General features: G+C 63.3%; 30 protein-coding genes. 14 read left to right on the forward strand and 16 right to left on the reverse strand.

What is annotated here, in order from left to right; genetic code table 11:
- Nucleotides 1-48: 48 nt before the first annotated feature.
- The 5 genes from M3G14_RS07205 to M3G14_RS07225 all read right to left on the reverse strand — a co-directional run bounded on the left by M3G14_RS07205 (nt 49) and on the right by M3G14_RS07225 (nt 3,649).
- Nucleotides 49-1,512, reverse strand: a complete 1,464-nt coding sequence (locus M3G14_RS07205; protein ID WP_259925832.1) for a HAMP domain-containing sensor histidine kinase — start codon at nt 1,510-1,512, stop codon at nt 49-51.
- Nucleotides 1,509-2,207: a response regulator transcription factor gene (locus tag M3G14_RS07210; RefSeq protein WP_259925833.1), complete on the reverse strand. Its 699-nt coding sequence runs from the start codon at nt 2,205-2,207 to the stop codon at nt 1,509-1,511. The genes M3G14_RS07205 and M3G14_RS07210 overlap by 4 nt, the downstream gene beginning before the upstream one ends.
- Before the next feature lie 101 nt (nt 2,208-2,308).
- On the reverse strand, nt 2,309-2,482 hold the full coding sequence (rpmF, locus tag M3G14_RS07215) for a 50S ribosomal protein L32 (RefSeq protein ID WP_239246867.1): 174 nt from the start codon (nt 2,480-2,482) through the stop codon (nt 2,309-2,311).
- 23 nt (nt 2,483-2,505) lie between these two features.
- Nucleotides 2,506-2,778: a type B 50S ribosomal protein L31 gene (locus M3G14_RS07220; protein ID WP_259925834.1), complete on the reverse strand. Its 273-nt coding sequence runs from the start codon at nt 2,776-2,778 to the stop codon at nt 2,506-2,508.
- 142 nt (nt 2,779-2,920) lie between these two features.
- Entirely contained in the window at nt 2,921-3,649 is a 729-nt protein-coding gene (locus M3G14_RS07225) for a CPBP family intramembrane glutamic endopeptidase (RefSeq protein ID WP_259925835.1), read from the reverse strand.
- Nucleotides 3,650-3,784: 135 nt separating this feature from the next.
- Between M3G14_RS07225 and M3G14_RS07230 the strand changes: the two genes are divergently transcribed.
- The 8 genes from M3G14_RS07230 to M3G14_RS07265 all read left to right on the forward strand — a co-directional run bounded on the left by M3G14_RS07230 (nt 3,785) and on the right by M3G14_RS07265 (nt 8,523).
- Nucleotides 3,785-4,840: a sensor histidine kinase gene (locus M3G14_RS07230; RefSeq protein ID WP_259925836.1), complete on the forward strand. Its 1,056-nt coding sequence runs from the start codon at nt 3,785-3,787 to the stop codon at nt 4,838-4,840.
- Complete coding sequence (locus M3G14_RS07235) at nt 4,837-5,439, forward strand: response regulator transcription factor (protein ID WP_259925837.1); 603 nt, start codon at nt 4,837-4,839, stop codon at nt 5,437-5,439. The genes M3G14_RS07230 and M3G14_RS07235 overlap by 4 nt, the downstream gene beginning before the upstream one ends.
- 11 nt (nt 5,440-5,450) lie before the next feature.
- The gene (locus M3G14_RS07240; RefSeq protein WP_259925838.1) at nt 5,451-6,482 is read left to right on the forward strand and encodes an SLC13 family permease; all 1,032 of its coding nucleotides are present in this window, start codon (nt 5,451-5,453) and stop codon (nt 6,480-6,482) included.
- Between the two features lie 179 nt (nt 6,483-6,661).
- Complete coding sequence (rpmB, locus tag M3G14_RS07245; protein ID WP_259925839.1) at nt 6,662-6,898, forward strand: 50S ribosomal protein L28; 237 nt, start codon at nt 6,662-6,664, stop codon at nt 6,896-6,898.
- Entirely contained in the window at nt 6,898-7,062 is a 165-nt protein-coding gene (gene rpmG, locus M3G14_RS07250; RefSeq protein WP_006841072.1) for a 50S ribosomal protein L33, read from the forward strand. The genes rpmB and rpmG overlap by 1 nt, the downstream gene beginning before the upstream one ends.
- Nucleotides 7,063-7,065: 3 nt before the next feature.
- On the forward strand, nt 7,066-7,371 hold the full coding sequence (rpsN, locus tag M3G14_RS07255) for a 30S ribosomal protein S14 (RefSeq protein WP_038589196.1): 306 nt from the start codon (nt 7,066-7,068) through the stop codon (nt 7,369-7,371).
- Nucleotides 7,372-7,385: 14 nt separating this feature from the next.
- Nucleotides 7,386-7,634 (forward strand): 30S ribosomal protein S18, encoded by a 249-nt coding sequence (gene rpsR, locus M3G14_RS07260; protein WP_259925840.1) that lies wholly within the window; start codon nt 7,386-7,388, stop codon nt 7,632-7,634.
- A 199-nt stretch (nt 7,635-7,833) separates the two neighbouring features.
- Nucleotides 7,834-8,523 carry a TetR/AcrR family transcriptional regulator gene (locus M3G14_RS07265; protein WP_259925841.1) on the forward strand — a complete coding sequence of 230 codons (690 nt, stop codon included), beginning with the start codon at nt 7,834-7,836 and terminating at the stop codon, nt 8,521-8,523.
- A 3-nt stretch (nt 8,524-8,526) separates the two neighbouring features.
- Here M3G14_RS07265 and M3G14_RS07270 read toward each other — a convergent pair whose 3' ends face one another.
- The 7 genes from M3G14_RS07270 to M3G14_RS07300 form a co-directional block, all read right to left on the reverse strand.
- Complete coding sequence (locus tag M3G14_RS07270; protein ID WP_259925842.1) at nt 8,527-9,297, reverse strand: hypothetical protein; 771 nt, start codon at nt 9,295-9,297, stop codon at nt 8,527-8,529.
- Nucleotides 9,298-9,387: 90 nt separating this feature from the next.
- Entirely contained in the window at nt 9,388-9,993 is a 606-nt protein-coding gene (locus M3G14_RS07275; RefSeq protein ID WP_259925843.1) for a hypothetical protein, read from the reverse strand.
- A gap of 130 nt (nt 9,994-10,123) precedes the next feature.
- Nucleotides 10,124-10,591, reverse strand: coding sequence for a hypothetical protein (locus tag M3G14_RS07280; protein ID WP_259925844.1), 468 nt, complete (start codon nt 10,589-10,591; stop codon nt 10,124-10,126).
- A gap of 64 nt (nt 10,592-10,655) precedes the next feature.
- Nucleotides 10,656-11,558, reverse strand: a complete 903-nt coding sequence (locus M3G14_RS07285; protein WP_259925845.1) for a hypothetical protein — start codon at nt 11,556-11,558, stop codon at nt 10,656-10,658.
- Nucleotides 11,559-11,675: 117 nt separating this feature from the next.
- Entirely contained in the window at nt 11,676-13,199 is a 1,524-nt protein-coding gene (gene purH / locus M3G14_RS07290; RefSeq protein WP_259925846.1) for a bifunctional phosphoribosylaminoimidazolecarboxamide formyltransferase/IMP cyclohydrolase, read from the reverse strand.
- Nucleotides 13,183-13,776, reverse strand: coding sequence for a phosphoribosylglycinamide formyltransferase (gene purN / locus M3G14_RS07295; protein ID WP_259925847.1), 594 nt, complete (start codon nt 13,774-13,776; stop codon nt 13,183-13,185). Before purN ends, purH begins: the two co-directional genes overlap by 17 nt.
- Before the next feature lie 10 nt (nt 13,777-13,786).
- Nucleotides 13,787-14,989, reverse strand: coding sequence for a DUF6350 family protein (locus M3G14_RS07300; protein ID WP_259925848.1), 1,203 nt, complete (start codon nt 14,987-14,989; stop codon nt 13,787-13,789).
- 318 nt (nt 14,990-15,307) lie between these two features.
- On the opposite strand from M3G14_RS07300, the gene M3G14_RS07305 reads away from it, so the two are divergent.
- Entirely contained in the window at nt 15,308-16,036 is a 729-nt protein-coding gene (locus tag M3G14_RS07305; RefSeq protein ID WP_259925849.1) for a M23 family metallopeptidase, read from the forward strand.
- A 252-nt stretch (nt 16,037-16,288) separates the two neighbouring features.
- Complete coding sequence (locus M3G14_RS07310; RefSeq protein ID WP_259925850.1) at nt 16,289-16,975, forward strand: M23 family metallopeptidase; 687 nt, start codon at nt 16,289-16,291, stop codon at nt 16,973-16,975.
- 4 nt (nt 16,976-16,979) lie between these two features.
- Here the strand turns inward: M3G14_RS07310 and pcrA are convergent, their stop codons facing one another.
- On the reverse strand, nt 16,980-19,298 hold the full coding sequence (gene pcrA / locus M3G14_RS07315; RefSeq protein ID WP_259925851.1) for a DNA helicase PcrA: 2,319 nt from the start codon (nt 19,296-19,298) through the stop codon (nt 16,980-16,982).
- Between the two features lie 99 nt (nt 19,299-19,397).
- Here pcrA and M3G14_RS07320 point away from each other — a divergent pair, with 99 nt between their 5' ends.
- Nucleotides 19,398-19,691: a chorismate mutase gene (locus tag M3G14_RS07320; RefSeq protein WP_259925852.1), complete on the forward strand. Its 294-nt coding sequence runs from the start codon at nt 19,398-19,400 to the stop codon at nt 19,689-19,691.
- 16 nt (nt 19,692-19,707) lie between these two features.
- Here the strand turns inward: M3G14_RS07320 and M3G14_RS07325 are convergent, their stop codons facing one another.
- Nucleotides 19,708-20,025, reverse strand: coding sequence for an antibiotic biosynthesis monooxygenase (locus M3G14_RS07325; RefSeq protein ID WP_259925853.1), 318 nt, complete (start codon nt 20,023-20,025; stop codon nt 19,708-19,710).
- 88 nt (nt 20,026-20,113) lie between these two features.
- Here M3G14_RS07325 and pgi point away from each other — a divergent pair, with 88 nt between their 5' ends.
- From pgi to M3G14_RS07340, 3 genes are read left to right on the forward strand one after another with little or no spacing between them, the layout of a single operon-like run.
- Entirely contained in the window at nt 20,114-21,751 is a 1,638-nt protein-coding gene (gene pgi, locus M3G14_RS07330; protein ID WP_259925854.1) for a glucose-6-phosphate isomerase, read from the forward strand.
- 10 nt (nt 21,752-21,761) lie between these two features.
- Nucleotides 21,762-23,249 carry a glutamate-cysteine ligase family protein gene (locus tag M3G14_RS07335; RefSeq protein ID WP_259925856.1) on the forward strand — a complete coding sequence of 496 codons (1,488 nt, stop codon included), beginning with the start codon at nt 21,762-21,764 and terminating at the stop codon, nt 23,247-23,249.
- A 45-nt stretch (nt 23,250-23,294) separates the two neighbouring features.
- Nucleotides 23,295-23,921 (forward strand): DedA family protein, encoded by a 627-nt coding sequence (locus tag M3G14_RS07340; RefSeq protein ID WP_259925857.1) that lies wholly within the window; start codon nt 23,295-23,297, stop codon nt 23,919-23,921.
- Nucleotides 23,922-24,026: 105 nt separating this feature from the next.
- Here M3G14_RS07340 and M3G14_RS07345 read toward each other — a convergent pair whose 3' ends face one another.
- Entirely contained in the window at nt 24,027-24,833 is an 807-nt protein-coding gene (locus M3G14_RS07345; protein ID WP_259925858.1) for a DNA-formamidopyrimidine glycosylase family protein, read from the reverse strand.
- Between the two features lie 18 nt (nt 24,834-24,851).
- Nucleotides 24,852-26,120 carry an ATP-binding protein gene (locus tag M3G14_RS07350; RefSeq protein ID WP_259925859.1) on the reverse strand — a complete coding sequence of 423 codons (1,269 nt, stop codon included), beginning with the start codon at nt 26,118-26,120 and terminating at the stop codon, nt 24,852-24,854.
- Between the last annotated feature and the right edge of the window lie 5 nt (nt 26,121-26,125).

The following is a 26,125-nucleotide window of genomic DNA, read 5'->3' on the forward strand; positions in this document are numbered from 1 at the left end:
AACGTAACACTTCCTGAACACTTACTGTGTACGCTGCGCTGGGGCAAGTTACTCGTCTTCGGCGGGGAGCCGTCCGGGGAAGACGACGCGCATACGTGTGCCGCCGTCGTCGGATTCCTCCACAAAAATCTCCGCGCCGTGACGATCGAGCACCTGCTTGACAATCGCCAACCCCAGCCCGGATCCCGGCATCGCACGCGACTCAGGGGCGCGGTAGAAGCGCTCGAACACGCGCTCGCGCTCCCGCGGGGCGATGCCCGGGCCGGAGTCGTCGACAATCAGCACGGCCTTGGTCGTGGCCGCCTTCAACGAAATCCGCACGGTGCCGCCCGGCGGCGACCATTTCGCGGCGTTGTCGATGAGGTTGATCGGCGCGCGCCCCATGGCGAAGTGATCGCCTTGCATGATCCACGGGTCCGCACTGAATTGGAACGTCACATCGGGGCGACGGCGACGAACGCGGTCCAGCGCTTCTTCCAAAATGCCGTCCAAGCGCAGGTCGACAAACTCAGTGTTCGGAGAGTCCTCGCGAGCCAAGTCAACCAGGTCGCCGATAAGCGTCGACATCTCCTCCATCTGCGCGAGCACATCGCGCTCGAGGTTGTCGCGCTCCTCTTGCGAGATCATGTCCTGATGCCCGGACTTATACATCATCATGAACAACTCAATGTTCGTCCGCATAGAGGTCAGCGGCGTCTTCAACTCGTGGCCCGCGTCGGCGACGAGCTGCGTTTGGCGCGTGCGAGAATCCTGGAGCGTACGCATCATCTCGTTGAACGAGGCGCTGATCTTCGCCAGCTCATCGTCACCTTCCACGGGCAGCGGTTTCAGCTCCCCGGTCCGGGTGACCTCGTCCACCGCGCGGTGCAACCGTCGCAGCGGATAGAGCGCGGCCGCGGCGACGATCGTGGCCACCGCCCACGCCATCATGATGCCCAGGCCCAAAATGACCAGCAGCGCGGCACCGGAGCTTCCCTGCAGTCGCCGCGAGGGATCGATCTGCTCGGCGAGCGCAACGGCGGCGCCGCTTTCCAGGCGCAGGACTAAGATACGCTCCCCACCAGCGGTGCGGGTGGAAAGCTGCTCGCCCTCCTTCCCCGAATGGAAGTCACCGCCGACCGGCACGGCGTCGCCGAAGTATTTATTGGAACCAGCCGGCGAGGCGGCAGCCTTCATACCCGGGTTGTACTTTTTAAATTCCGCAATCTCCGCCTCGAGTTCGGCTTCGGTACTCGTCTCCGCATCTCGCGCCATGGCGTAAGCTTTCATGCCCAGCTCGTTGTCCATGGAGTTGGTGATCGCTGTCGTCGCGGCCCAGTAACTGACCACGGCGGTGACCAAGATGGCAAACGCCACCATCACACCGGTGAGTACCACCAGCTGCTGGCGCAGGGAAAGGCCGAGGCCGAGGAAGCGCGAGTTGCGGAACTGCGCTGGCTGCATCTCCTCGTCGGAAAGCTGCCAAGCGTCCTGGTCACGCTTGTAGGTTTCGGCGGATTGCCGCAAGATCACGGAGCAGTCTCCCGCAGCACGTAACCGACGCCGCGCACCGTGTGAATCAGACGAGACTCGCCCGCCGCCTCGGTTTTGCGACGTAGGTAGCCAATGTAGACCTCAAGCGCGTTGCCCGAGGTGGGGAAATCGTAGCCCCACACTTCCTCCAGGATGGTCTGGCGCGACAGCACCCGGCGGGGGTTCTGCATCAACAGGTGCAGCAGCGCAAACTCCGTACGCGTCAGCGAAATGGTGCGGGCCCCGCGGGTCACATCGCGCGTCTCCGGGTTCAAAGAGAGGTCCTCGAACTTGAGCGACGAAGACTCGTGCGAGTTATCTTCGATCGAGTCCGCTCGGGCGCGGCGCAGCAGCGAACGGACACGCGCAAGGAGCTCCTCGAGCGCGAAGGGCTTCGGCAAGTAATCGTCAGCACCAGCATCAAGACCTGCGACCCTGTCGGAAACTCCGTCGCGCGCAGTCAGCATGAGCACCGGCCGGTCGTACCCGGAAGAACGCAGGGTACGGCACACACCGAGGCCGTCAAGTTTGGGCATCATCACGTCGAGGATGGTCAGATCCGGCTCCTCGGTACGGATCATGTCCAACGCCTCTTCCCCATCCTGGGCCAGGCATACCTCGTACCCGTTGAAGCGGAGGGAGCGCTTGAGCGAATCGCGGACGGCCTGCTCGTCGTCAGCCACTAAAATTTTCATGAATCTATTATGGCCTATCAATCATCTTTTCGTACACAAGATCACAAAAGGCCGGGTCCCTTTCTAGGAATCCGGCCGTTTGCAAAGCTGTATATCGCTAACTAGAACTGCTCGACGTCGATCAGGCCAGCCTGAGCAGCCTTGACCAGGCGGCGCGGAATGCGAACTTCCTTGCCGTCGATCTTGACAACCTGCAGCTGCGCGTTGTCAGCCTTCCACTGCGAACGGCGCATGCGGGTGTTTGCGCGAGACTTCTTAAACTTCGGTGTAGCCATTTCTCAAATCCTCCTTCTACGCCTTACTTGCTGGTCTTCTTCTTGCGGCGAGCCATGCCACCGAAGCGCTGGTTGAACTTCTCAACGCGGCCAGCGGTGTCCATGAGACGCTGTGCGCCGGTCCAGAACGGGTGCGACTCAGCGGTCACGTCAACGACGATGAGCGGGTACTCATTGCCGTCTTCCCAGGTATCGGTGCGGTCGGAGGTCTTGGTGGAGCGCGTCAGGAACTTGTGGCCCGTGTTCGCGTCCTGGAAAATCACCGGGTGGTAATCCGGGTGAATGTCCTTCTTCATCTACTTCGTCTCCCTCAGGATTGAACTTCAGGTCGGTTCCCTACTTCATAAGGGATCGTGCCTGAGTTGGGTGCGAAAATGGTCAAGTGCACAGCGATTGCTGAACAACCTGCAGAATTATACTTCCCCGAGGCTCTTTTTCCTAATCGCGCATGTTCGCTTTTCGACGCCACAGCACCACCGCCCCAGTCAACGCCTGCGCCAGGCCGAGCACGACCCACGCAACGTTGCCCAGCTCAATCGGATAGGCCAAGCTCAGTACCGCAAGCATGAGGTGCATCCCGCCGTGCGAGCCTGCAGCCCACCAGAAGCTGCCAAAGCGGTAGACCAGCGCCGCGCCCAGGATGGACATCCCGAAGGGCATCGCCAGGTAGACGAGGTGGTCCAGCGCGCTTTGTTGCCCGCCGGAAGAAGTCAGGTGGATCAACGTGAAGGCGGCAGTCGTCCAGACAATGGTGAGAGTTTCTCGGTGCCGCGTGAGATCGAACAGCCAGCCGCGGTAGAGCAACTCTTCGGGGATGCCTTGCAGCAAGTAGGCGCGCACGAGGATCCACGCCAGGACTGCGGCCAGCGGGTAGCCGCCGGCGTCAGCCGCTTCAGGCACCGCCGGACCGCGACCAAGAAGAGCTGCGAGCACCGCCCAGCCCATGAGCATCGGCACGGCGACCACGAGCGTGCCGCCGACAAGCCCCCAGGCCCCTTTCCAATTGATACTGGAGCGCTCAACATAGCGCACCCACACGACGACGAACGCGACCACCAGGACGGGTGTGAGGCAGAACAAGAGGGTCTCGTCCACGTATGAGGCGAGCGGAACCCTGGCGAAGTTTGCGCCCATGAGCACGCCCGCAGCGATGAGAGCACGAAGCAAGAGACCGAATGCGTTAACAGGAATTCTTGGATTCATGGTGCACGACTTTATGGAGTGCACGCGAACGTGAATAGTGGATGCGGTCACCAAAAACCATGACCCGAGTCACGGGTGTCAGCCGGTAGGTTAGGCCCCATGAACCGCGTCCACCTCTACCTTTTGGACAGCATCTTGGTGTTCGCCATCTTGCTGTATATCAACTTCACGTCAGCGGCGCTCGCGCGTAAGGGAATTCTCCTGGCGGTCGCCTTACTCACCGTCGCGGCGTGGGTGGCGTGGCGCAGGACAGAACACAGGGTTGCCGCGGTGTGCTTCTCCCTATGCGCGTTCGCCGTCTTCGCCACGGCGAATAACCCGATCAGCATCCTTGTGCTGTGGTGCGCAGTCGTGGCAGTGCACATGAGTCTGGGCAAGCGGGCGGCGTATGTCTACGCAGGTGCGATCGTCGCGGCTGCTTTTCTCGCGCAGCTCAAGGTCCAAGCTCCGGTAAGCAAGATCGCGCTTGAAACGCTCGCCGGCGCTGCCGCAGCTGCGGCAGCCCTGAATCTTGCCTCCACGGTCTCCCGCCAGCGCTGGTACGAGGCGCACCAGCAGGACATGGCGGTGGCGAAGGAGCGTGAAAGGATCGCGGCCACGCTTCACGACGCCCTCGGGCACCGCCTCACCACCATCGGGCTGAGCCTCGACTACGCGCTCCGGATCCCCGACGCGGAAAAGCGTGATAGTGAGATCGCGCATGCACGCGCAAGCGTCTCGGAGGCTCTACAAGAGATGCGCGCGACGGTCCGCGCGATGAAACCTGCCGCGCATCCCGATGAGGACATCGAGTCCGCACTGTCCCATCTGGCGGAGTCTTTCGCCACCACTTCTTTGGACGTTGAGTTTTCTCACGCTGTTCACACACCACAGGCGAAGTACTCCACCGAAGAACGAATGCTCATGCTGCACTTTTGCCAAGAGGCACTGACCAATGTGCTGCGCCATTCGCACGCAACGAAGGCACAGATCGTGCTTGACCGCCGGACCCTGGCCGTGACCGACAACGGAGTAGGCATGACCGGGCCGGAAGCTTTCGGTATCACGTCGCTTCGCGAACGCGCTGCAGGCCTCGGTGGTGAAATCAATACGCTCGCCCACGGCGGCATTGACGGAGGTTTCCGCATCGAATTGCACCTCAAGGAGAAATCATGACCACACGCGCGCTACTTATCGACGACCACGAGATGCTCCTGCGCGGCCTCAGGCTCATCTTGGACACCGACGACCGTGTTGAAGTTGCCGCCACAACTACCGACGGAGCGGAAGCGCTCAGCCTCGCCAGCCGCTACGACGTCGATGTGGTTGTCACCGACGCCGCCATGCCAAAAACTGACGGGCTCGAAGTCGTGCGCGCCTGCAGCCCTCACGTTCCCGTCCTCGTACTCACCACCTTTGACGACGCGAACTTGGTCGCGAGCCTGCTCGACGCTGGTGCCTCCGGCTACATCTTGAAAGATGTGTCCCCGGAAGAATTGGCAAACGCCATCGTCGCTACCGCCCAAGGTGGCCTCGTCCTCGACCCACGCATCGCCCGCTACGCTGCGGGGAATCCGCAGTTGGCGATCCTTACCCCGACTGAGCGCTCCGTCGCAGAAATGGTCGCACAAGGAATGAGCAACCAAGAGATTGCCGGGGCACTCTTCCTGGCTGAGGGCACAGTGAAAAACCACGTATCTGCCTTGCTCCGGAAGCTCGAAGCACGAGACCGTACGGTGCTCGCCTTGAGGCTAGCCAAGGCGTTGGGGATCTAAGCTCTTTCACCGTGCGCCTTACCTCTATATTCTGGCCCGCAGCCGCCGCCGTACTGTTCGCCGCCCTGGCACTGACGGACACCTCTGCCGCAATGACAGAGACGGCGCGCCTGCTGCCCGTCCTCGTTTTTGCCGGTGCGATGTCCGCGATGGTTAACCTCGCGGCACAAGCAGGGGTGTTCGAGGCACTCGCCGCGTGGATCGAGCGCACCCACTTCGTGTGGCCAGCGTTTCTCCTCCTGTGCGTCCTGGTCACCATTTTCCTCTCCCTGGACACCACGGCGATCATGCTCACGCCGCTCGCGGTGGCAGTGGCGCGGCGCAACGGACTGAGCGTTGCGGCCTTATCACTTTCAGTGGTGTGGATCGCGAACCTCGGCTCAATGCTGCTCCCCGTCTCCAACCTGACCAATCTTTTGGCGCTGAAGCACTACTCGGGCACATACGACTTTGTCGCTGCATCCTGGAGGCCAGCCCTCGTCGGCATCGCGGTGGCAGTCGCCGCTTCCTACGTGGCGCGCTTCATCTTTGCCGCGGAAAAGCAGCAGCACTCCCCGAGTATTCCGCCCAACCCCGGAGCTGCAATGTGGATTCTCGGGCTAACCATTATCGCACTACTCACTCCAATCCCCTTTTGGGCGACCAGCCTGGTCGGGGCTGTGGCGATGGCGTTGACGGTAGGCGTCGAGAAGCGCAGCGAGCTTGTGCCTTGGCAGTCGCTGGCGCTCGTGGTCGCCATCTCATCTGCCGTAGCCCTGCTGCCGCCGCTGCACCCCAACGCTCCCGCTGCACTTTCGGGCGCGGTTGCTGCGAACCTGGTCAACAACCTGCCGGCGTACCTTCTCCTCGAAGCCGATGCACCGATGCAGCTGCTCGTCGGCGTGAACTTCGGCCCGCTGGTCACCCCCTGGGCCTCGCTGGCTACACTGCTGTGGCACAGCCAGCTCACACGCGCTGGGGTACACATCCCGTGGCGCGTGTATATCGCCTTCGGGTGGGTGCTCGCCCCACTCGCTGTGTGGCTGGGTAGCGCGGTCGCCTGAGATTAGGAGATTTGGCACTAAACATGTATTGTTGACTCTCGCTGTTGTCGAAGTACACGTTTACGCCTACGTCAACCGATTGCACTCGACGCTCTCGCGGACCCTCACACCGCTTTGTCAGTGGCGTCATCCTCACAAGTGATCAGTGCGTGGGCGGCAGAAGAGAAAGAAGTCAACCCATGTCGGCACATTGCCAGGTCACGGGACGGAAGCCGCAGTTCGGCAAGACCGTCTCGCACTCGCACCGCCGCCACTCGCGCCGTTGGAACCCCAACGTGCAGAAGCGCCGGTTCTACCTGCCCTCCGAGGGCCGTACCATTACTCTGAACGTTTCTACCAAGGGTCTGAAGATCATCGACCGTGACGGCATCGAGTCCGTCGTGGCAAAGATCCGCGCACGAGGTGAGAAGATCTAATGGCACGTAACGATATTCGCCCGATCATCAAGCTGAAGAGCACTGCGGGCACCGGTTTCACCTACGTCACCCGCAAGAACAAGCGCAACAACCCGGATCGCATCACGCTGAAGAAGTACGACCCGGTTGTGCGCAAGCACGTCGAATTCCGCGAGGAGCGATAAGTCATGGCGAAGAAGTCCAAGATCGCTAAGAACGAGAAGCGCAAGGAAATCGTTGCTCGCTACGCAGAGCGCCGCAACGAGCTCAAGGCAATCATCCGCAACCCCGAGACCTCGGACGAGGATCGCCTGGAAGCACAGTTCGAGCTGAACCGTCAGCCCCGTGACGCTTCCCCCGCGCGCGTGCGCAACCGCGATTCCCACGACGGCCGTCCGCGCGGTTACCTCCGCAAGTTCGGTCTGTCCCGTGTCCGTATGCGCGAGATGGCTCACCGTGGTGAGCTGCCTGGCGTTCGTAAGTCTTCGTGGTAAGGAGGATTTGACCAATGAAGCGCAATAATCACCGCAAGGCGCGCATGGAGCAGTCCCGCCGCCCGAAGAAGAACCCGCTCAAGGCCAAGGGCATTGAGAAGGTCGATTACAAGGACGTAGAGACCCTGCGTCTGTTCATCTCGGATCGTCACAAGATCCGTTCCCGCCGCGTCACCGGCTTGACCCCGCAGCAGCAGCGTCAGGTTGCTACCGCAGTCAAGAACGCGCGCGAGATGGCTCTCCTGCCGTTCACCACTCGCTAAACAGCGGTTGACAGCAGCGTAGAGTTTTTCGACTTACACGTCCGCCCCGTACACATTTTCGTACGGGGCGGACGTTTTTCACGCCCTCGCCCTTTTACTCGCAAAACTACCTTTCAACCGAATGAAAGGTGTGCATGCAGTAAACTAGGCACGCACATACGGCACCTGAAGGGAAGACTGGATGGAAAAGGAACAGCGCATGACGCGTACCGTTGGGCGCCCCCGCAAGAACCGACCACGCCGCCGGGGGAAGACGGCCCGCGAGGAGATCCTCGACGCTTCTTCGGAGTTGTTTACGCGCCGCGGCTTTTCCACCACCTCCACACACCAGATCGCGGAGGCCGTCGGCATCCGCCAAGCCTCGCTCTATTACCACTTCCCCTCCAAGAACGACATCTTCCTCACGCTGCTCAAGGGCACAATCCAGCCGGCGCTGGATCTGGCTTCAGATCTCGCGGAGTCGGACGCCTCACCCGCGCTGAAGCTCTGGGCGCTGTGCGCTGCGGAGACGCGCATCCTTTTGTCCTCCAATTGGAATATCGGCCGCCTCTACCAGCTGCCGACGCTGGAATCGGAAGAGTTCCAGGAGTACCACGAGGCGCGTGCGAAGCTGGAGGGTATTTACCGCGACTTGGCGGCGCAGATCGTCGGCGATGACGACCCGCGCATTGACTTGCCCTTCCACATGACGCTCGCGGCAATCGAGATGCGCGATAACACTGGCATTGCGCCCTACCCGCTTGTCGACGATGCGCTGCCGGCCCCCTCCGTCATGATCGCCGATGCCGTCCTCGACGTGTTGCACGCCGAGCTCCCCTCCTGCCGCGGCGAGCGCACCCTCGAGTTGGTTGCGAGGGTCAGCGGCGAGACGAGTCAGACGAAGCGTTAACAGCTACGGTTGGCAACCTGCCGGCGTCAGCACATCGAGCTGCTCCCCCAGTGTCTGCGCCATCGCAGTAAGCATGCGCTGGCCGGACTCATAGCTGCCATCTGCCGGCAGCGCTGTGAGGGCCACGGGCGCGTACGTGCCGTCGGTACGCGGGATGAAACCGAATTGTCGCACTTGATACATCCCTGCAGTATCCGGACCCCAGCCGCCTTTAAACATGCCGCCTACCGTCCCCAAGCCGTAGGACTGTGCGGGATCGACCTGGCCCATGAGTTGGAGCACTTGCCCCGCTCCTGAGACGCAGGCGAGTACGTTGGCCATGAGCGCCTCGTCGCGGACACTCAGCGCCGTTTGCCCAAACGTGGAGAACTCGGGGCGGACGGGAGCGGTATTGACCTGGGTGGAAAGGCCTGCTTCCGCCATGACGCTGTTCGTCCCCTGCGAACCTGCCACGCTGTACAGTCGCTGCGCAGCCTCGTTGTCGGAGAAGGTGATCGCCGCTACCGCATCGGCAGCAACCGTGTGATCGACCCGAAGCGCCGCGATAGCGATTGGCACCTTGATTGTTGACCACGCAGGGCTCGCATCTTGGAAACCAGCGGCGACGATACCGTCACCTCCACCGACGGCGATGCCGGCTGTACCCCAGACAGATGCGGCCTGCACCGCGGCGTCGGCAAGCGCCTGTGCATCTGTGGCGGCAGGTACTTCCGGCGCCCCGGTACGCGACGGGGCTGACTCAGGCTGGGGCGCGACGAACTCAGTTGATGTCACCACGATTGTTGGTGGTGCCTCAGAGGGGCCGCAGGCGGAGAGCACGCACCCCGCTGCGGCCAGCGCTACTGCGCTCGCGCGACGCATCCGTTACCAGATCCGGACGCGTGCGTTGTTACCGCCAGTGCAGTACACTGTGCTGCCGCCGCTGCACGACATGGTATAGGTATTGCCAGTCACCGGGCTATACACATCCACGGTCACATTCGGGCTCCCGGTGCTGTTATACGCGTCCACGAATGCGCTATAGACATTCGCGGCAAATGGCCCCGAGGTCTTGCTGGATGCTGCGGAGTAGTTCCCGTAGGAGTACCGCGCAGGCGCTGGGGCAGGTTCGGGAGCCGGAGCCTGCTGCTGTGCCGGCACCTGTTGATTCAGCGTCTGTGTCTCAACCTCAGTGACAACAACCGGTTCTTGACTGTCACCACCGCCACGGCTGAAAAGCCCGGCGCCTCCCATGTATGCGAGCACGCCCACGAGCGCCGCGAGGAGCACACCAGCGAGCGCAATGACCCAGGGCGTTGCATTCTTCCCGGTCGTCTGCTGCGGGTATGGGTACGGACTTTGCGCGTAGGCGGGCGCTTGGTACTGCTGGGGCGGGTACCCCTGGGAAGGAAACTGCTGCCCTCCGGCTTCAGGGACTGCCCACTGCTCGGTGTCTGGGTTGGGGGTGCCCTGTCCGTAATTGCTATTCACTCTCGGCCTTTCCCTCGATACCGGCTACTGCCTTGGGGTATGTCTGCACATGGATACGAGTAGATCATAGCCAAACCCTGGACACTCCATGAACATTACCGGAAAAATATCCGGCAATGCGGTGTGTGCGCTATTGTGTCGTCGTCGGTGTCGCCGGTGTCGTGGTCTTTTTCGAACTTGTCGTCGTCGCCTTGGCTGAAGCCGATCCGCTCTTCTTCGCCTTCTTCGCCGTTGTCTTCTTCGGTGGTGTCTTCGAAGAGCTTGTCTTTGAAGAGGTTGGTGGCTGCGTTGTCACGACTCGCGTCGTGGTTACTTCAGTCAGTCGCGTAGACGTCACCACGACAGTGTTCGTCACAGGGTCGGGTGTCTTCCCGCCCTTGGCAAGGCTCGTGGCGGAGGCTGCGAGAAGTACGCCAATCACGAGGGCCGCGAGCGCAACTATCCCTCCGACGACCCAGACCCCGGTGGTCAGGGAAGAGGGTTCCTCGTCCGTATCGTCCTCCCACAGCACATCCTGCTCGTTGGCGTCCTCAGGTGAGAGTGCAGGAAGCTCTGCGGTAGGCGGATCGTCGCCCTGATGCGTTTCGGGGTCGACCACGCGCTACCGCCTTCCTCCGCGCTCTTCGTCAGCGCGCTTGTCTCCGTTCGGATCTCAGGAGAGGTTAGCAGCGTGAGGTTGGTAAACCGCCGCGCATTCCCTCAATGCCGCGTGCGAGTTCGTTGAGCATCTGCGTACTCTCGGCGTAGCCGCCGTTGCTGTGCGCGGTAATTGCTACGGCAATGTCGCCGTTCGGCCCTGGGACCAGGCCAAACTGGCGCGCAAGGTAGCCGTCCTCGTGCACATTCCAGCCTCCCTTGAAGCGCGCGCCGCCGATCTGGCCGAGCCCCCAGAGCTGGTCGCGGGTGATCTGCCCCATCAGGTCCAGTACGGGTTCATGGCCGCGTACGCAGCGCAAGCCGGAGGCGAACTGGGCCTGGTCTGCGGTCGTCCACAGCGTGCCCATTTCGTAACCTGCGGGCGTAGTGGTCTTTGAGCCGGCCTCGGCAATCACGCCGGCGTAGGCCGAAGCAGGCACCTGCGCGAACATGCGATGCGCCGCCGGGTTGTCTGAAACGGTGACGGCCAGGCGCACGTCGCCGGCAAACGCGGGGTTCTGGCGCAGCGCGGCGATCGACAGCGGCACCTTCATGGTGGAAAACGCGGGCTCCGCCCGGTTGTCCCCCACCGTAATCTGCCTGCCCGCACCCGCCACAGAAATAGCGGCTCGCCCCCCGTGGCGCCCCACCACGTCTTTGACCAGCTGATGCAGCTTCGCCTGCGCATCAGGCGCAACCGGCGCGGGTTTTGCCGGGGCTTTCTTCTCCTGCCCCGGTTGCTTGGGCCGCAACTGCGGCGGCACCTGCTGCTTAATGTTTGCCGGCAGGTTGTTGTAGGCCTGCACGTACGCGTCACCGATAACGGGGAGCTCCTCCACGCGCGGGACCACGGGCAAGGCAATGCCCATCGCCGTCAGTGCAGCGATAATCTGCTTTGCCCAGGGCTGGGAAGAGAGCTGGGAAGACACGGGCCGCTCCTTTGCTTAAGAAGTACTGGACACGTGCATGGTAGCAGGAAAGGACACACAGCCTATGCAAACGCCGCGTGACCCGGAGTGGGCCACGCGGCGTCGAAAAGCGGCGATTTAGTGCGCGAAGTGGCGCGTGCCGGTCAGATACATGGTCACGCCGGCTGCCTCCGCAGCGGCGATGACCTCCTCGTCGCGGATGGAACCGCCGGGCTGCACCACGGCCTTCACGCCGGAATCGGCGAGCAGCTGGAAGCCGTCCGCAAAGGGGAAGAAGGCGTCCGAGGCGGCAACTGCGCCGTTGGTGCGGTTTTTACCTTCGTCCAGGGTGTTGGCGCGGTCGACGGCCAGCTTGGCGGAGTCGACGCGGTTGACCTGGCCCATGCCAATGCCTACCGACGCCCCGTTGTCCGCGATCAAAATCGCATTCGACTTCACGCAGCGCACACTGCGCCACGCGAACTCCAGGTCAGCCAGGGTCTGCTCGTCGGCGGCCTCGCCCGCGACCAGCTTCCAATGTTCAGCGGCGTCGCCATCGGCCTGGTAGGCGTCGCGCTCCTGGACGAGCCAGCCACCCGAGATCTGCTTGCGCTCCTCGCCCGGCTGCTTCGGTTCGACCTGAAGGATGCGCAGGTTCTTCTTCTCCTTGAGCACCTCGATTGCGCCCTCTTCGTAGGAGGGAGCCAGGATGACCTCGGTGAAGATCGGCTGCACCTGCTTCGCCATCTCCACGGTCACCTCGCGGTTCGCGGCGACCACGCCACCGTAGGCGGAGACCGGGTCGCAGGCGTGCGCCTTGGCGTGTGCATCGGCGATCGAGGCGTCGGAGACGGCCACGCCGCAGGGGTTCGCGTGCTTGATAATCGCAACGCAGGCGCGCTCGTGGTCCCAGGCCGCGCGCCAGGCGGCGTCGGCGTCCTGGTAGTTGTTGTAGCTCATTTCCTTGCCGCCGAACTGGGTGGCGTTCGCAATGCCCCAGCCTTCGTTGATCAGGCGGGCGGCCTGGTGGGGGTTCTCGCCGTAGCGCAGCGCGTCGCCCTCCGCCGATTCAGCATCCATTTGCTCAGCCAGCCAGGAAGACACCGCTGCGTCGTACTGCGCGGTGTGCGTAAACGCCTCAAGCGCAAGACGCTTGCGGTCTGCCAGCTCGAAGCCCTCGCCCTTGACCGCCTCGATCACCTCAGCGTAGCGCGCGGGGTTGGTCACCACGGCCACCGACGGATGGTTCTTCGCCGCGGCACGCACCATGGACGGACCGCCGATGTCGATCTGCTCGACGCAGGCGTCGAAATCCGCGCCGGAGGCCACGGTCTCCTCGAAGGGGTACAGGTTGACCACTACGAGCTGGAAGGGCTCGATGCCCAGCTCTTCGAGCTGCGCGACGTGCGAGTCCTTGCGCAGGTCCGCCAGGATGCCGGAGTGTACGCGCGGGTGGAGGGTCTTCACGCGGCCCTCGAGCACCTCGGGGAAGCCGGTCAGCTCGGCGACCTCGGTCACGGCCACGCCGGCGTCCGCGATGCGCTTAGCGGTGGAGCCGGTGGAGACGATTTCCACTCCGGCTTCGCCCAGCGCGCGGGCGAGCTCTTCCACGCCCGTCTTGTCGTAGACGCTGATCAGCGCGCGCTTAATCTGGATTCCCATTGAAGACTACCTTCCCGTTGGAAATGGAGGCTCGACGCAGCAGATCCACGATCTGCGTACGCTCGGCCTGTTTGATTCTTTCGTGCAGAGTGGATTTCGTGTCGCCCTCCTCTACGCGCACCGCGCGCTGCGCGATGATTTCACCGGTATCCATTCCGGCGTCAACGTAGTGGACCGTGCAACCGGTGACTTTCACGCCGTAACTCAGCGCGTCATCAACGGCGTGGGCGCCCGGGAACGCCGGCAGCAGGGAGGGGTGAGTATTGATGGCGCGCCCCTCAAACTCCGCGAGGAATTCGGGCCCGAGGATCCGCATGAAGCCGGCGGAAACCACGACATCCGGCCGCACCTTCGCCACAGTGTGGGTCAGCTCCTTATCCCAGGCCGCCCGATCGGCGGACATTGGGACAACCGCGGTGCGGACCCCGGCGTTTTTCGCGCGCTCGATGCCGGCGCAAAGTTGATCCGCGACGACCAGGTCGACGCGGTAGGGACTTGCTGTATCGTCCAAAATCGCCTTCAGCAGGCTTCCGGTGCCAGAAACGAGCACCACGACGGACAAAGGTTGGCTACTCACGGCCCATAGCTTAGTCGCCCTCGGTGTTTGCGGCTGCAGGGGCCATTTGCTTGTCGACGCCACGTGCACGCACCCACGCCACACACCACACCAGCGCCGCGATGACCACCAGCCACGCGAACAGCAGGGCACCGAGCAGCCAGAAGGTCGGCCCCACGGTGCCGTAGGCACCCGCCTCGCCGGAAGCAAAAGCGCCAAGCACGAGCCCGTAGACGCCGCCCCACGCCCCGATCGCGCCCGCTACGGCAAGGCTCGGGCGCACCCTCCACAGCGACGCCACGATCACTGCCGCCGGGATCACCATAGCCACTGGTGCCCACGCCGGGACGGACGCAGGCACCGCAGCAAGCAACGGCAGCGGGGGCAGCGCCACGTTGCCGGTGGCGAACAGCGAGGTTGCCACGCCGGCATATTCGAAGGCGCCGCCGAGCAGGACCGCGAGCGTGGCGATCGCGGCGTTGGGAAGGTAGAGCACGCACACCAGCACCAGCCAGATCCCACCCGTGACCCCGAGGTTAGGGTAGCTTCCAACCAGCTCGCCAACGCGCTGGTAATTCCACGCCAGAAGGAGCAGAAAGACACCACCACCTGCGGCGAGCAGGTTGCGGGTGGCGTTCACGGCGTGCAGCGCGGCGTCGACAAGCATTGGCGGGACGGCTACGCGCTTGGCCAGCGCGCGCCACAGCACGGCGCGCAGCCCGAAGCAAAAACCGATGAAGTGCAGCGCGAGCGGGTAGCCCAGCGCCTGCACCACCGAGGGAGCACTGGTGGGGTACACCTTCGAGGCATCAGCGACCATAAACAGCGCGATTGCGGAAAGTACGAGCGGGATGCACAGGGTCAGCCCGAGCAGCGCCCAGAGGTCGAGGATGCTCACGCGGTGCTCGGTGGCCGCCCGCACCCGCGTTGCCACCAGCGCGACAACGCCGACGGCAGGTAGCAACGGAACCGCGCCCAGGGTCACACCGTCGATGGTTGCGGGAACGCCGTGGCCGACAAGCCAGAACTCGCCAATGGTCAGTGGCAGATACGGCAGCGGCCAGCCGCCGATAAGCAAGACTGCGAAGCACACCGCGACGGCACCGAGTGCGAGCACCGCGTTCGGCACTACCGCGAAAGCGAAGTAGTGGCGGATACGCTCCTGCCAGGTCTCCGGCGGCTTGCGGTTGTCGCGTTTTGGCGCGCGCTCTACACGCTGCGCTCGCGCTTTCACGCGGCTCCGCGCTGCAGCGCGATCGCGGGTGCGACTCTCGCTGCGCGCGCGTGACGACGGGGCGGACCGTGGATTTGAATTCGTGCTCATCGCTCACTAACTCTGCCACCTCAGCATGCGCCGCCCGAAGTACAACACTCCTCTGGCCCGCTACACCCGGATGTGTAACAAAAAGTGTGGTGGCAAACGATTAAGAAAATTTTTAGGAACCCAGTTGCCATGCTGAGACCAATTCGTTACAGTAACCTCTCGTAGATAACAGGAAGATTACAATCCGGGCCCGGAGCGGTCACGGAGTCGGACTCTCTAAGGGGACCTATGTACAGCGCATCAAAGCAGGGCGGCAAGCACCGTAAGCAGACGCCGAACAAGGGTCGCGTCGCCATGGTGGCCGTGGCAACTGGCGCAGTCTCCACCGCTGGCCTCAGCGGCGCAGCAGCAGCAACGCTCGCTTCCGAAGGCACTCCCGCCACCGACGCGAACGTCGCCCTGGCAGCAGATACCGATCAGCTTGTCGACGATGCCGCTTCCGCCCTCGAAACCGCCCCGCAGATCCTGGCGATCTCCGAGTACAAGCCGGTAGTCAACCTGGCTGACCAGCTGGACAAGGCGGTCGCCCACTCCGACGAGGTCGCGAAGGCCGATGAGGCCGCTCGCGCACCGCAGGTCGCCCGCCCGGCAGAAGGCGCATTCACCTCCGGCTTCAGCCCCCGCTGGGGCTCCTTCCACTACGGCGTCGACATCGCCAACGCCCCCGGGACCCCGATCCTGGCCGTGATGGACGGCACCGTGATTGACTCCGGCCCGGCCCAGGGCTACGGCAACTGGATCCGCCTCAAGCACGACGACGGCTCCGTCTCTGTCTACGGCCACATGCAGAGCCTCGACGTTGCTGTTGGCGAGCGCGTCACCGCCGGGCAGAAGATCGCCGGCATGGGCAGCCTCGGCTTCTCCACCGGCTCCCACCTCCACTTCGAGATCCACCCGGACGGCGACACCCCGGTCGACCCGGCCCCGTGGCTGGCGCAGCGCGGCATCCAGCTCTAAGACGGCTTCACAATCGCCCCGGCATCGTTGCCGGGGCGATTTTTCGTGCTTCAGCACCGGGCCCCCACCACCCCCGACCCACGTCACTTTTATAACAATTTTCACTCTAGTAACAGCTGGCTGGCCTGCAGCAACAGTGAAAAATGACACACCCATTCGACAAACTCGCACGTCAGAGCGTTGCTTGGGCAGGGAATGCGCGCTAGATTCTAACGCGGTATTCGCTTTCCTAAGAGAAAAGGGTTGAAGCACATGCATCGTCGCCTGCTCCCCGCGGTTATCGTCGCGGCGCTCGCGTTGTCCCCCGCGCCGGCACTCGCCGCCCCCGCGATCACGCTCAACGGCGCCCCTGTCGCCACGCAGCAGGAGGCAGTGCAACATCTCGCCAACGCCGCCGACTCCATCCTGAGCAACGGAGCAACGCTGACCGTGGGCGACTACAACATCGTCTACGACCCACGCGCCCTCGGCCAGGAAATCAGCAGCCAGTTCTCCCCCAACAACGGCGCGGGCGGCGTGAAAATGCAGCGCGGCCGCACCGCGGACGGCCGCACGGTGGTCACCCCGGCAACCGGCACGTTCACTTCCGGCTACGGCGAGCGCTGGGGGACGATACACCGCGGCATCGACATCGCGAACAGCCTCGGCAGCCCGATCTACGCCGCGATGGACGGCACCGTGATCAACGCGGGCCCCGCGCAGGGCTTCGGCAACTGGGTAGTAATCAAGCACGACGGCGGCGAGGTCTCCGTCTACGGCCACATGGCGCACTACAACGTTGCCGTCGGCCAGCGCGTGCGCGCCGGCGAGCAGATCGCGCAGATCGGCTCTGAGGGCCAGTCCACCGGCCCGCACCTCCACTTCGAGATCAAGCCGGACGGCGTCAACCAGGTCGACCCTGTGGGTTGGTTCGCGCAGCAGGGCATCCGCATCGCCTAAGCCGCTAGAGCTTCTCCATCGGCACGCCGCCGATGAGCATGAGGCGTACGGTGCCCGAGGAGCCGAAATCCACCGTCACCGTCTCGCGCACACCGGCGCCCTCCACCGTCAGCACAGTGCCAAGCCCATACTTGGCGTGGTTGACACGGTCGCCCGGCGCGAGGTCCAAGTCCTTGTGCACTCGGACACCGCCGCCGCGGCCGGCGCTTGGGCGGCGGTGGGTACGCTGCCCGCCGATGGGCGCGGGCTGACCCCACGCGTCGGAACCGCCTGCAGGCTCGGGTCTCCGCCAGTCGATGAGGTCTTCCGGGACCTCTGCGAGGAAGCGACTGGCGGGATTGGTCACCGGGTTGCCCCAGGAGGAGCGCAGCATCGCGCGGGTCAGGTACAGCCGCTGCTTGGCGCGGGTGATGCCCACGTAGGCCAAACGCCGCTCTTCGGCCAACTCGTCCGGGTCGCCCAGGGCACGCAGGTGCGGGAATTGGCCGTCCTCCCAGCCAGTGACAAACACCGTGGGAAATTCCAAGCCCTTCGCAGTGTGCAAGGTCATCATGGTCACGACCCCCTGCTCGTTGTCCGGCAGCTGGTCCGCGTCCGCCACCAGCGACACCTTCTCTAAGAAGGCCTGCAGGGAGCCGGGGGCGGGCTCCCCTTCTTCCATGACGGAGTCAAGCTCCTCGTCTGACATGTACGCGATTTGGTTTGCGGCCTCGGAGGAGAACTCGCGCGCGACGGACACCAGCTCGTTGAGGTTATCCAAGCGTGCCCCGTCCTGCGGGTCGTTCGAGGCTTCGAGCTGCTCCCTGTATCCGGTGGCATCCAGGATCCGCGAGACGAGCTGGCCCAGATCCGGCATGCCGGTGACCTCGTTGCGCATCTCCGGCATTTCCTTGCGCAGACCGTCCATGAGCTCCACAAAGCCGGCGATGGCGTTCTTGCCGCGAGACTTGATCATGTCGACGTTCCCCGACGCCGCGTCGACAAGCGCTTGGCCAAAGCTGATCCCCTGATTCTCTGCGTGCAGCGCGACCATCGCCTGCGCCTTGTCGCCGATGGCGCGCTTGGGCACGTTGACGATGCGGCGCAGACTGACCGTGTCGTCCGGGTTATCCAGCACCTTCATATAGGCGACGATGTCGCGGATCTCGCGGCGCTCGTAAAAGCGCGTGCCGCCGACGACCTTGTACGGGATGCCGGAGCGGATAAAGATGTCCTCGAGCGCGCGGGAGGCGCTGTTGGTGCGGTACATCACCGCCATGTCCGAGTACGGCACCCCGTTGTCCGCGAGCTGGTCGATCTCGCCGGCGATAAAGCGGGCCTCGTCGTGCTCGTTGTCGGCGACGAAGCCGGTGATCTTCTCCCCGGCGCCGTGGTCCGTCCACAGCTTCTTCGGGCGGCGGCCCTCGTTTTGGGCGATGACGGCGTTCGCCGCGCTCAAAATGTTCTGCGTGGAGCGGTAGTTCTGCTCCAACAGGATGGTGCGGGCGTTGGGGTAGTCGCGCTCGAATTCCTCGATGTTGCGAATCGTCGCCCCGCGGAAGGCGTAAATGGACTGGTCCGAGTCCCCCACCACGGCGAGTTCCGGCGCATCCGGGCCCGTGCCCACGAGCGTGTGGATGAGCTCGTACTGCGCGTGGTTGGTGTCCTGGTACTCGTCGACCAGCACGTGGCGGAAACGGCGGCGGTAGTACTCGGTGACCTGCGGGTGCTCCTTGAAGATGCGCACGACCTCCCCCACCAAGTCATCAAAATCCAAGGCGTTGGACTGGCGCAGCCGCCGCTGGTACTCGGCGAAGACCTTCGCCACAGTCGTCTCAAAGGGATTGCGGGTGCGCTCCGCCTTCTCTAGCGCCTCCTGCGGGTCGATGAGCTCGTTTTTCAGGTTGGAAATGCCGTTGGCCAGCGTCCGCGCCGAGAACTTCTTCAGATCAAGGCTGAAGTCTTTCGCAATCATGGACAATAGGCGGCGTGAATCATCCGCGTCATAGATGGTGAAGTTCGTGTTCAGTCCCGGCACAAGTTGCGCCTGCTGGCGCAGGATGCGCACGCACACTGAGTGGAAGGTTGCCACCCACATGCGCTCCGATTCAGGCCCGACAAGCTGCGCCACGCGCTCCTTCATCTCGGCGGCGGCCTTGTTGGTAAAGGTAATGGCTAAAACCTGCCACGGTGCCACCCCGCGCTCTTGTAAAAGGTAGGCAATACGGCGGGTAAGCACCGCGGTCTTGCCGGAGCCCGCGCCGGCGACGATGAGCAGCGGGGAGCCTTCGTGCTGCACGGCTGCCTGCTGCTGGGGGTTGAGTCCGAGGGTGAGATCAGTCATGCATCTCAGCGTACCCACCGCCCAAACACACACCCCGCGCCTGTTCGAACATCCTGGTGGGACAAAGGCAGGCTGAGCGGCGTGGCATAATGCAACACCATGAGCGATTTTGCAGTCCGCATGCCCTCCGGCACCGACGACCCCCTATCGGACGCGGAGATTCAGCAGTACCGCAAAGAGATCGACCGTTTAGATCGGGTCATCTTGGACGCGGTCAAGCGCCGCGCGGAAGTCTCCCGCGCGATCGGGAAAACGCGGATGGGCTCGGGCGGCACCAAGCTGGTCCACACCCGCGAGGTCGCCATCATCAACCAGTTCCGCGACGAGCTGGGCGAGGAAGGCCCAGCGCTTGCCAACATCCTGCTGCGCCTCGGCCGCGGGAAACTCGGCTAGCCCCCGCCAGCCCCCGTTAGTCGCGCTCGAGCGAGTCAAGCACGACGTCGAACTCGAGCAGCTCCGCCTTCTGCGAGACGGGCTTCTTCGGTGCCTCGTCGGCACTACCGTGCGCGGCTTTGCCCGCCCCCTCCCACCATGCTTGGTAGGCGGCTTCATCAGCCCAGCGGGTCACCACAAAGTAGCGGTCCTCGCCCTTGGTTGGGCGCAGCAGCTGGAAGCCCTCGAAGCCGGGCTGGGAGTCGATGGCGTGCTTACGCGCGCTAAAACGGCGTTCCAATTCCTCGCCGGCGCCTTCGGGGACAGATATCGCGTTGATCTTCACAATGCTCATGCGCCCCATTATGCACATCTCGGGCCACTCGGTGGCGGCTTTTTGACTACCGTGGAGCGTATCCGATCCGATCTTTGCTGGAGGAATGATGACCGACATTACATCCACGTCTGCCTGGAAAAACCTGGAACAACTGCACGCGGAAAAGTCGACGACCACGCTGCGTGACCTCTTCGCAGCCGACAGCGAGCGCGCGAACACGCTGAGCTTCGAGGCGGCCGGGCTGCATGTGGACATGTCCAAGCAGCTTATCGACGCCACCGTGCTCGACGCCCTGACCAACCTGGCAAAGGAAGCAGGCCTGGCCGAGAAGATCGAGGCGATGTTTAGCGGCGACCACATCAACAACACCGAGGACCGCGCCGTGCTTCACACCGCGCTGCGTCTCCCGGCCGAAAAGGACTTGGAAGTCGACGGCCAGGACGTGGCCGCCGATGTCCACGAGGTGCTCGGCAGGATGCGCGATTTCGCCTCGGCGCTGCGCTCCGGCGAATGGCTCGGGCACACCGGACACACGATTAAGAAGGTGGTCAACATCGGTATCGGCGGCTCCGACCTGGGGCCCGCGATGGCGACGAAGGCACTGCGCGCATACGCCACCGCCGGCATTACCGCCGAGTTCGTCTCCAACGTGGATCCGGCCGATATGGCTGCGGTGCTGGACCGCTGCAATGCGGAAGAGACCCTGTTCATCATCGCTTCGAAGACCTTCACCACCCAGGAGACGCTGACCAACGCGCATGCGGCGAAGCGTTGGCTGCTTGACCAGTTCGACGGCGACGAGAGAGCGATTGCCAAGCACTTCGTCGCGGTCTCCACGAACGAGGAAAAGGTCGCCGAATTCGGCATCGACACAGCCAACATGTTCGGATTCTGGGACTGGGTCGGCGGCCGCTATTCAATGGACTCCGCTATCGGCTTGAGCCTCATGGCCGTCATCGGACCGATGGACTTCATGCGCATGCTCGAGGGCTTCCACGCGATGGACAAGCACTTCCGCACCACCGAGTTTTCCCGCAACGTCCCAGCGCTGATGGGGCTGTTGAACGTGTGGTACCGCAACTTCTACGGCGTGCAGACCCACGCGGTCCTGCCTTACTCGGAAGACCTCTCGCGCTTCCCTGCCTACCTGCAGCAGCTGACCATGGAGTCCAACGGTAAGTCGGTGCGCCACGACGGCACGCAGGTCGCCTACGACACCGGCGAGATCTACTGGGGCGAGCCTGGCACGAACGGCCAGCACGCCTTCTTCCAGCTCCTCCACCAGGGCACCACCATGGTTCCGGCTGACTTCATCGGATTCGCGCGCCCCAAGGAGGACTTCCCCACCGCCGACGGCACGGGCTCGATGCACGACCTGCTCATGGGCAACTTCTTCGCCCAGACCAAGGTGCTCGCCTTTGGCAAGGACCAGCAGACGATCGAGGCGGAAGGCGTGAGCACCGAACTTGCCCCGCACAAGGTCATGCCGGGCAACCGCCCGACCACCACGATCCTGGCCGAAGAGCTCACGCCCTTCACCCTGGGCGCCCTGATCGCACTCTACGAGCACATCGTGTTTACCGAGGGCGTGATCTGGGACATCAACTCCTTCGACCAGTGGGGCGTGGAACTGGGCAAGCAGCAGGCCAATGATTTGGCCGCCGCAGTCGCCGGCGCGGAAACCCCGGACACGGGCGACGCCTCCACCGACGCGCTCATTTCCTGGTACCGAAGCAAGAAGTAGGTCACGCACGATGGGCGAGCAGATCTCCTCGGACTCGTACACCCCGCGCCAGCGCTCGGTGTACCGCCGCCGCCTCGAGGACGAACTTGAGGTGTTCGACCGCCACCTGCAAGAGGCGGAGTTTGTCAGCCACGGCACCATCGGGTTAGAGCTCGAGCTGAACTTGGTGGACGAAACGATGGCCCCGCACGCCAACAACCAGGCTGTGCTGGAGCGTTTGGGTGACGAGTATCAGTCGGAGATCGGCGCCTACAACGTCGAGTTGAACCACCCGCCGATGTCGATCGGCGGCGACGGGCTTGTTCAGCTCGAGCGCGGGCTGACCCAGCGCCTCGACGCGGTGCACGCTGCGGCGTCGGAAGCCGGCTCCCAGGTCGCCATGATCGGCACGCTGCCGACGATGACCTCGAAGTTCCTCCAGGAAACCTCGTGGATGACGCCGGAGAACCGCTACGCGGGGCTAAGCAAGTCCATCATGGACACCCGCGGCGAGCTCGTGCATGTCAACCTGTGGCGGGAGGAGCGCTACCGCCACGACTTCGAGGACATCGCCACCGAGTCCACCTGCACGTCGATCCAGTTACACCTGCAGGTTGCTCCCGACCGCTTCGCCAACGTCTGGAACGCCTCCCAAGCCATCGCGGGAGTGCAGGCGGCGCTGAGCGCGAACTCGCCGCTGTTTCTCGGCCACCGCTTGTGGCACGAGTCCCGGATCCCTGTCTTCCAGCAGTCCATCGACACGCGCACCCAGGAGCTGATCAACCAGGGCGTGCGCCCGCGGGTCTGGTTCGGTGAACGCTGGATCACCAGCGTCTTCGACCTCTTCGAGGAGAATGTGCGCTACTTCTCCCCGCTCATCCCCGAGGGCCGCATGCAGGCCGGTGCCCCGTTCATGAAAGGCGACAGCCCCGGGCTGCACTACCTCAACCTGCACAACGGCACGATCTGGCGGTGGAACCGCCCCATCTACGATCCGAACACGGAGCTATCCCACATCCGCGTGGAAAACCGCCTGTTGCCCGCGGGCCCGACCGTCAAAGACATTATCGCGGACGCCGCCTTCTACTACGGCATGGTCAAGACGCTGAGCGAGCAGACCCGCCCAGTCTGGTCGCGCCTGAGCTTTTCCGAGGCGGAACGCAACTTCCGCGAAGGCGCGCGCCACGGACTCACCGCACAACTACAGTGGCCGACACTGGGCACCATCGACGTCACCGAGCTGGTCACCGACCACCTCCTGCCCTTGGCGCACGAGGGCCTCGAGCTTCTCGACGTCGACTCGACCCTCGCCGACGAGTACCTGGGCATCATCGAGCACCGCGCCCGCACCCGCCAGAACGGCGCGATGTGGCAACTCGATGCCCTCAACGCGATTGCGCCCCAATCGCGGTCGGCCACGAAGGAGCGGCGAGAAGCGTTGGCGCGTGTCCTCAGGCAATACATAGCCAATCAGCAGTCGGGCGCGCCCGTGCACACTTGGTCTCTCGAGGTTCAGTAAGGCACAATATTGCGTTGATTCAATTACCCGCGCTAAGGAGCATCTGTGCAAGCAATCATTGACTGGATCGTCAACCTCATGGAGGTGCTCGGCGGTCCAGGCGTTGGTATCGCCATCCTCCTCGAGAACGTGTTCCCGCCGATTCCTTCTGAGGTCGTTCTGCCGCTCGGTGGCTTCACCGCCGCGCAGGGCTCGCTGACCTTCGCCTCGGTGCTGATCTGGTCCATCGTCGGCTCCGTGGTAGGCGCGTACATCCTCTACGGCGTTGGCGCCTGGCTGGGCAAAGAGCGGTTGCGCAAGATCGCCGACTGGATGTGGCTGGTCAAGGCCTCCGACGTCGACGCCTCGCTGGAGTTTTTCGATCGACACGGCAAGGCCTCGATCTTCTTCGGCCGCCTCATCCCGGGTATCCGCTCGCTGATTTCCATCCCCGCCGGCCTGGACCGGATGAACCTTGTCACCTTCGGCCTGTGGACCACGCTGGGCTCCGGTATCTGGAACACCATCCTGGTTTCGCTTGGCTACGCGCTTGGCGACCAGTGGGAGCGAGTCACCGAGTACGTCGACGCCTACTCCAAGGTCGCCTACGTCATCTTGCTCCTCATCCTCGTCGGCTTCCTCGTCTTCTTCATCCGCCGCGACATCAACGAGCGCAAGGCCGCCTCACAGTAACGTTGCGCCACAACGCTGCCCCAGGATGGTAACCACCAAACGGTAATCAGCCGAGTACACACCGGCACCGCATGCGGCACTACTCGGTTGATTACCATCCTTTGGTTACCATCTTCCCGAAGGCTCGGGCTGGCACCGCGGGCACCACCAGATCACCCGCTCTAGGTCCCCCTCTCCGCCGAGGAAGCCCTTTTCAATGAGCGTGCCGCAGCGCCTGCAGGGCTTCCGGTTGCGGCCAAAGACATAGCTCGTCTCCCCAGCGCGTTTGATCCCCGTGGTCACCCGCACTGGGGAGTCTTTGTTTGCCCACATCAAGCGACGTGCAAGGGCCACATGCTTAGCGACGTCCACCTCCCCCACCTTCAACGCCGGGTGGGTCCCCGCCAGAAAGTTGATCTCGGCGCGGTACTCGTTACCAATCCCCGCGAGGTTGCGCTGGTCTAAGAGGGCGCGCCCGATCTCCAGCTCCGGGTTCGCCTCAATGCGGCGCACGGCTTCGGCGGCGTCGAAGTCCGCGGCCAGCAGATCCGGGCCCAAATACCCCATCTGTTGGGTGTACTCGCGGGCCGGGAACACTCGGACGAGTCCGAGCCAAAAGCCGACGAGTTCGATGTCGGGGTGGTGGGCGTCGGCAAGCGAGAGCACCACGCGGGCGGCATGGCCGGGCTTTCTCCACCGCTGGCCCGCCCGGTGGAAGGCCCAGGTGCCCTCCATTTTCAGGTGCGTGTGCAGGATTTCCGGGCCGAATTGCATGAACAGGTGCTTGCCGTAGGGCCAGACGCGCTCGCAGGTCATGCCGGTGAAATCGACGGTGGCGAAGCGGGGCACGCGGAGACTCGTGGCTGTGACTTCGCGGCCGGTCATCCACTGCAGGCGCTTGGAGAGCTGATAGACGGAATCACCTTCGGGCATGATGCGATTGTAGGCTCGCTAAGGCCGGAGTTGGTGGAGCGGAAACGTGACTACCCCATCGCCAAGGGGCGCGGTCACGCCAGTGCCAGTAATCACTGCACTAAATGTTGGCGGGCCGGCAACATGGTCGATCGAGGCGATCGCTTTCTTGAGTGACGCTGCGCCTCGCTCAACCCCGCCAAAGCCCGTTTTTACTTCGACGGCTGCCCAACGGCCGTCGGGAAGCGTAAGCACAGCGTCAATCTCATTGCCATTAGAATCCCGGTAGTGGTGAATCGCCCCACCCATTGACTCAACCATTACGGCGAGATCATGGATTACCGCAGACTCAAAGACGAAACCGGTCGTCTCCGGATCCGCCGTGAGCGAAGCAGAGGTTGCGCCAAGCGCCGCGATCGCCAACCCTGGGTCGGCAAGGTGATACTTCGGAGATACTCGCAACCGAGCCTTCGATCGGAGACGCGGAGCCCACGCCGGCACTGTTTCTACGACAAATATTCTTTGCAGGCTATCCAGAAGTTTATTTACCGTCGGCAGTGAAATGCCGGGGCTGACCGAATCCAGGTCCTTGCGCAGCGTCGAGACAGCGACTTCCCCCGCAGTAGACCTCGCAATTGCAGCAATGAGGCGCTCAGTAGCGAGCGGAGTGATACGCAGATCCGCCACGCGCTGCATATCCGAACGCGCGGCCTCAGAAAGGTACCCACGCAGTTGCGTCAGCACAATGTGTTCATTGCCCGCTTGGTACCCAGGAAAACCCGGAATGAGCAAATCGTTGATGACCTGCTCGTATGAAACCTGATTGGTATCAGGCTGCAGCTGTTGCGCTTCAAACAATCCAGTAAGCGACACAGTTGGCGAGTATTCTGCCTTCTCAAACAGAGTAAGCGTGCGCTGGCGCAAGCGGAGAAACCGGCCAGCCCCAGTGTGCCGGGTGATATCGTCCGCAGGCACTGCCGAGCCAGCCAGGATGAATTGGCCCGGCTCTGCTACGGCGTCCACTTCACGCCGGACGAGATTAAATAGGTCAGGAGCAGTTTGCCATTCATCGAGGAGCCGCGGGCGTGGCCCCTCAAGCACAGCCTGCGGCGCAAGCTGCGCAATCTGGTTTGTGGCGGGATCATCGATGAACGCATACGACGCGCAGTGATGCAGGCTCGTCATCGTTTTACCGCAGCCGCGTGGGCCTTCGATGATGACGGCACCGCTTGCCTGCAACAAGAATTCGAGCCGCGTATCGACGATTCGCGGTCGGTACCTGCGTCCTGCCAGCTGCTTTGTATCCACATTCG

Origin of the sequence: Corynebacterium sp. p3-SID1056 (genome assembly GCF_025152525.1) — a bacterium.
Lineage (GTDB): Bacteria > Actinomycetota > Actinomycetes > Mycobacteriales > Mycobacteriaceae > Corynebacterium.

What these genes read in the sequence shown, in the direction of transcription:
- M3G14_RS07210 (WP_259925833.1), bottom strand. Translation starts at nt 2,207, where the DNA reads ATGAAAATTTTAGTGGCTGACGACGAGCAGGCCGTCCGCGATTCGCTC.
- rpmF (WP_239246867.1), bottom strand. Translation starts at nt 2,482, where the DNA reads ATGGCTACACCGAAGTTTAAGAAGTCTCGCGCAAACACCCGCATGCGC.
- M3G14_RS07220 (WP_259925834.1), bottom strand. Translation starts at nt 2,778, where the DNA reads ATGAAGAAGGACATTCACCCGGATTACCACCCGGTGATTTTCCAGGAC.
- M3G14_RS07230 (WP_259925836.1), top strand. Translation starts at nt 3,785, where the DNA reads ATGAACCGCGTCCACCTCTACCTTTTGGACAGCATCTTGGTGTTCGCC.
- M3G14_RS07235 (WP_259925837.1), top strand. Translation starts at nt 4,837, where the DNA reads ATGACCACACGCGCGCTACTTATCGACGACCACGAGATGCTCCTGCGC.
- rpmB (WP_259925839.1), top strand. Translation starts at nt 6,662, where the DNA reads ATGTCGGCACATTGCCAGGTCACGGGACGGAAGCCGCAGTTCGGCAAG.
- rpmG (WP_006841072.1), top strand. Translation starts at nt 6,898, where the DNA reads ATGGCACGTAACGATATTCGCCCGATCATCAAGCTGAAGAGCACTGCG.
- rpsN (WP_038589196.1), top strand. Translation starts at nt 7,066, where the DNA reads ATGGCGAAGAAGTCCAAGATCGCTAAGAACGAGAAGCGCAAGGAAATC.
- rpsR (WP_259925840.1), top strand. Translation starts at nt 7,386, where the DNA reads ATGAAGCGCAATAATCACCGCAAGGCGCGCATGGAGCAGTCCCGCCGC.
- M3G14_RS07265 (WP_259925841.1), top strand. Translation starts at nt 7,834, where the DNA reads ATGACGCGTACCGTTGGGCGCCCCCGCAAGAACCGACCACGCCGCCGG.
- purH (WP_259925846.1), bottom strand. Translation starts at nt 13,199, where the DNA reads ATGGGAATCCAGATTAAGCGCGCGCTGATCAGCGTCTACGACAAGACG.
- M3G14_RS07305 (WP_259925849.1), top strand. Translation starts at nt 15,308, where the DNA reads ATGTACAGCGCATCAAAGCAGGGCGGCAAGCACCGTAAGCAGACGCCG.
- M3G14_RS07310 (WP_259925850.1), top strand. Translation starts at nt 16,289, where the DNA reads ATGCATCGTCGCCTGCTCCCCGCGGTTATCGTCGCGGCGCTCGCGTTG.
- pcrA (WP_259925851.1), bottom strand. Translation starts at nt 19,298, where the DNA reads ATGACTGATCTCACCCTCGGACTCAACCCCCAGCAGCAGGCAGCCGTG.
- M3G14_RS07320 (WP_259925852.1), top strand. Translation starts at nt 19,398, where the DNA reads ATGAGCGATTTTGCAGTCCGCATGCCCTCCGGCACCGACGACCCCCTA.
- M3G14_RS07325 (WP_259925853.1), bottom strand. Translation starts at nt 20,025, where the DNA reads ATGAGCATTGTGAAGATCAACGCGATATCTGTCCCCGAAGGCGCCGGC.
- pgi (WP_259925854.1), top strand. Translation starts at nt 20,114, where the DNA reads ATGACCGACATTACATCCACGTCTGCCTGGAAAAACCTGGAACAACTG.
- M3G14_RS07335 (WP_259925856.1), top strand. Translation starts at nt 21,762, where the DNA reads ATGGGCGAGCAGATCTCCTCGGACTCGTACACCCCGCGCCAGCGCTCG.
- M3G14_RS07345 (WP_259925858.1), bottom strand. Translation starts at nt 24,833, where the DNA reads ATGCCCGAAGGTGATTCCGTCTATCAGCTCTCCAAGCGCCTGCAGTGG.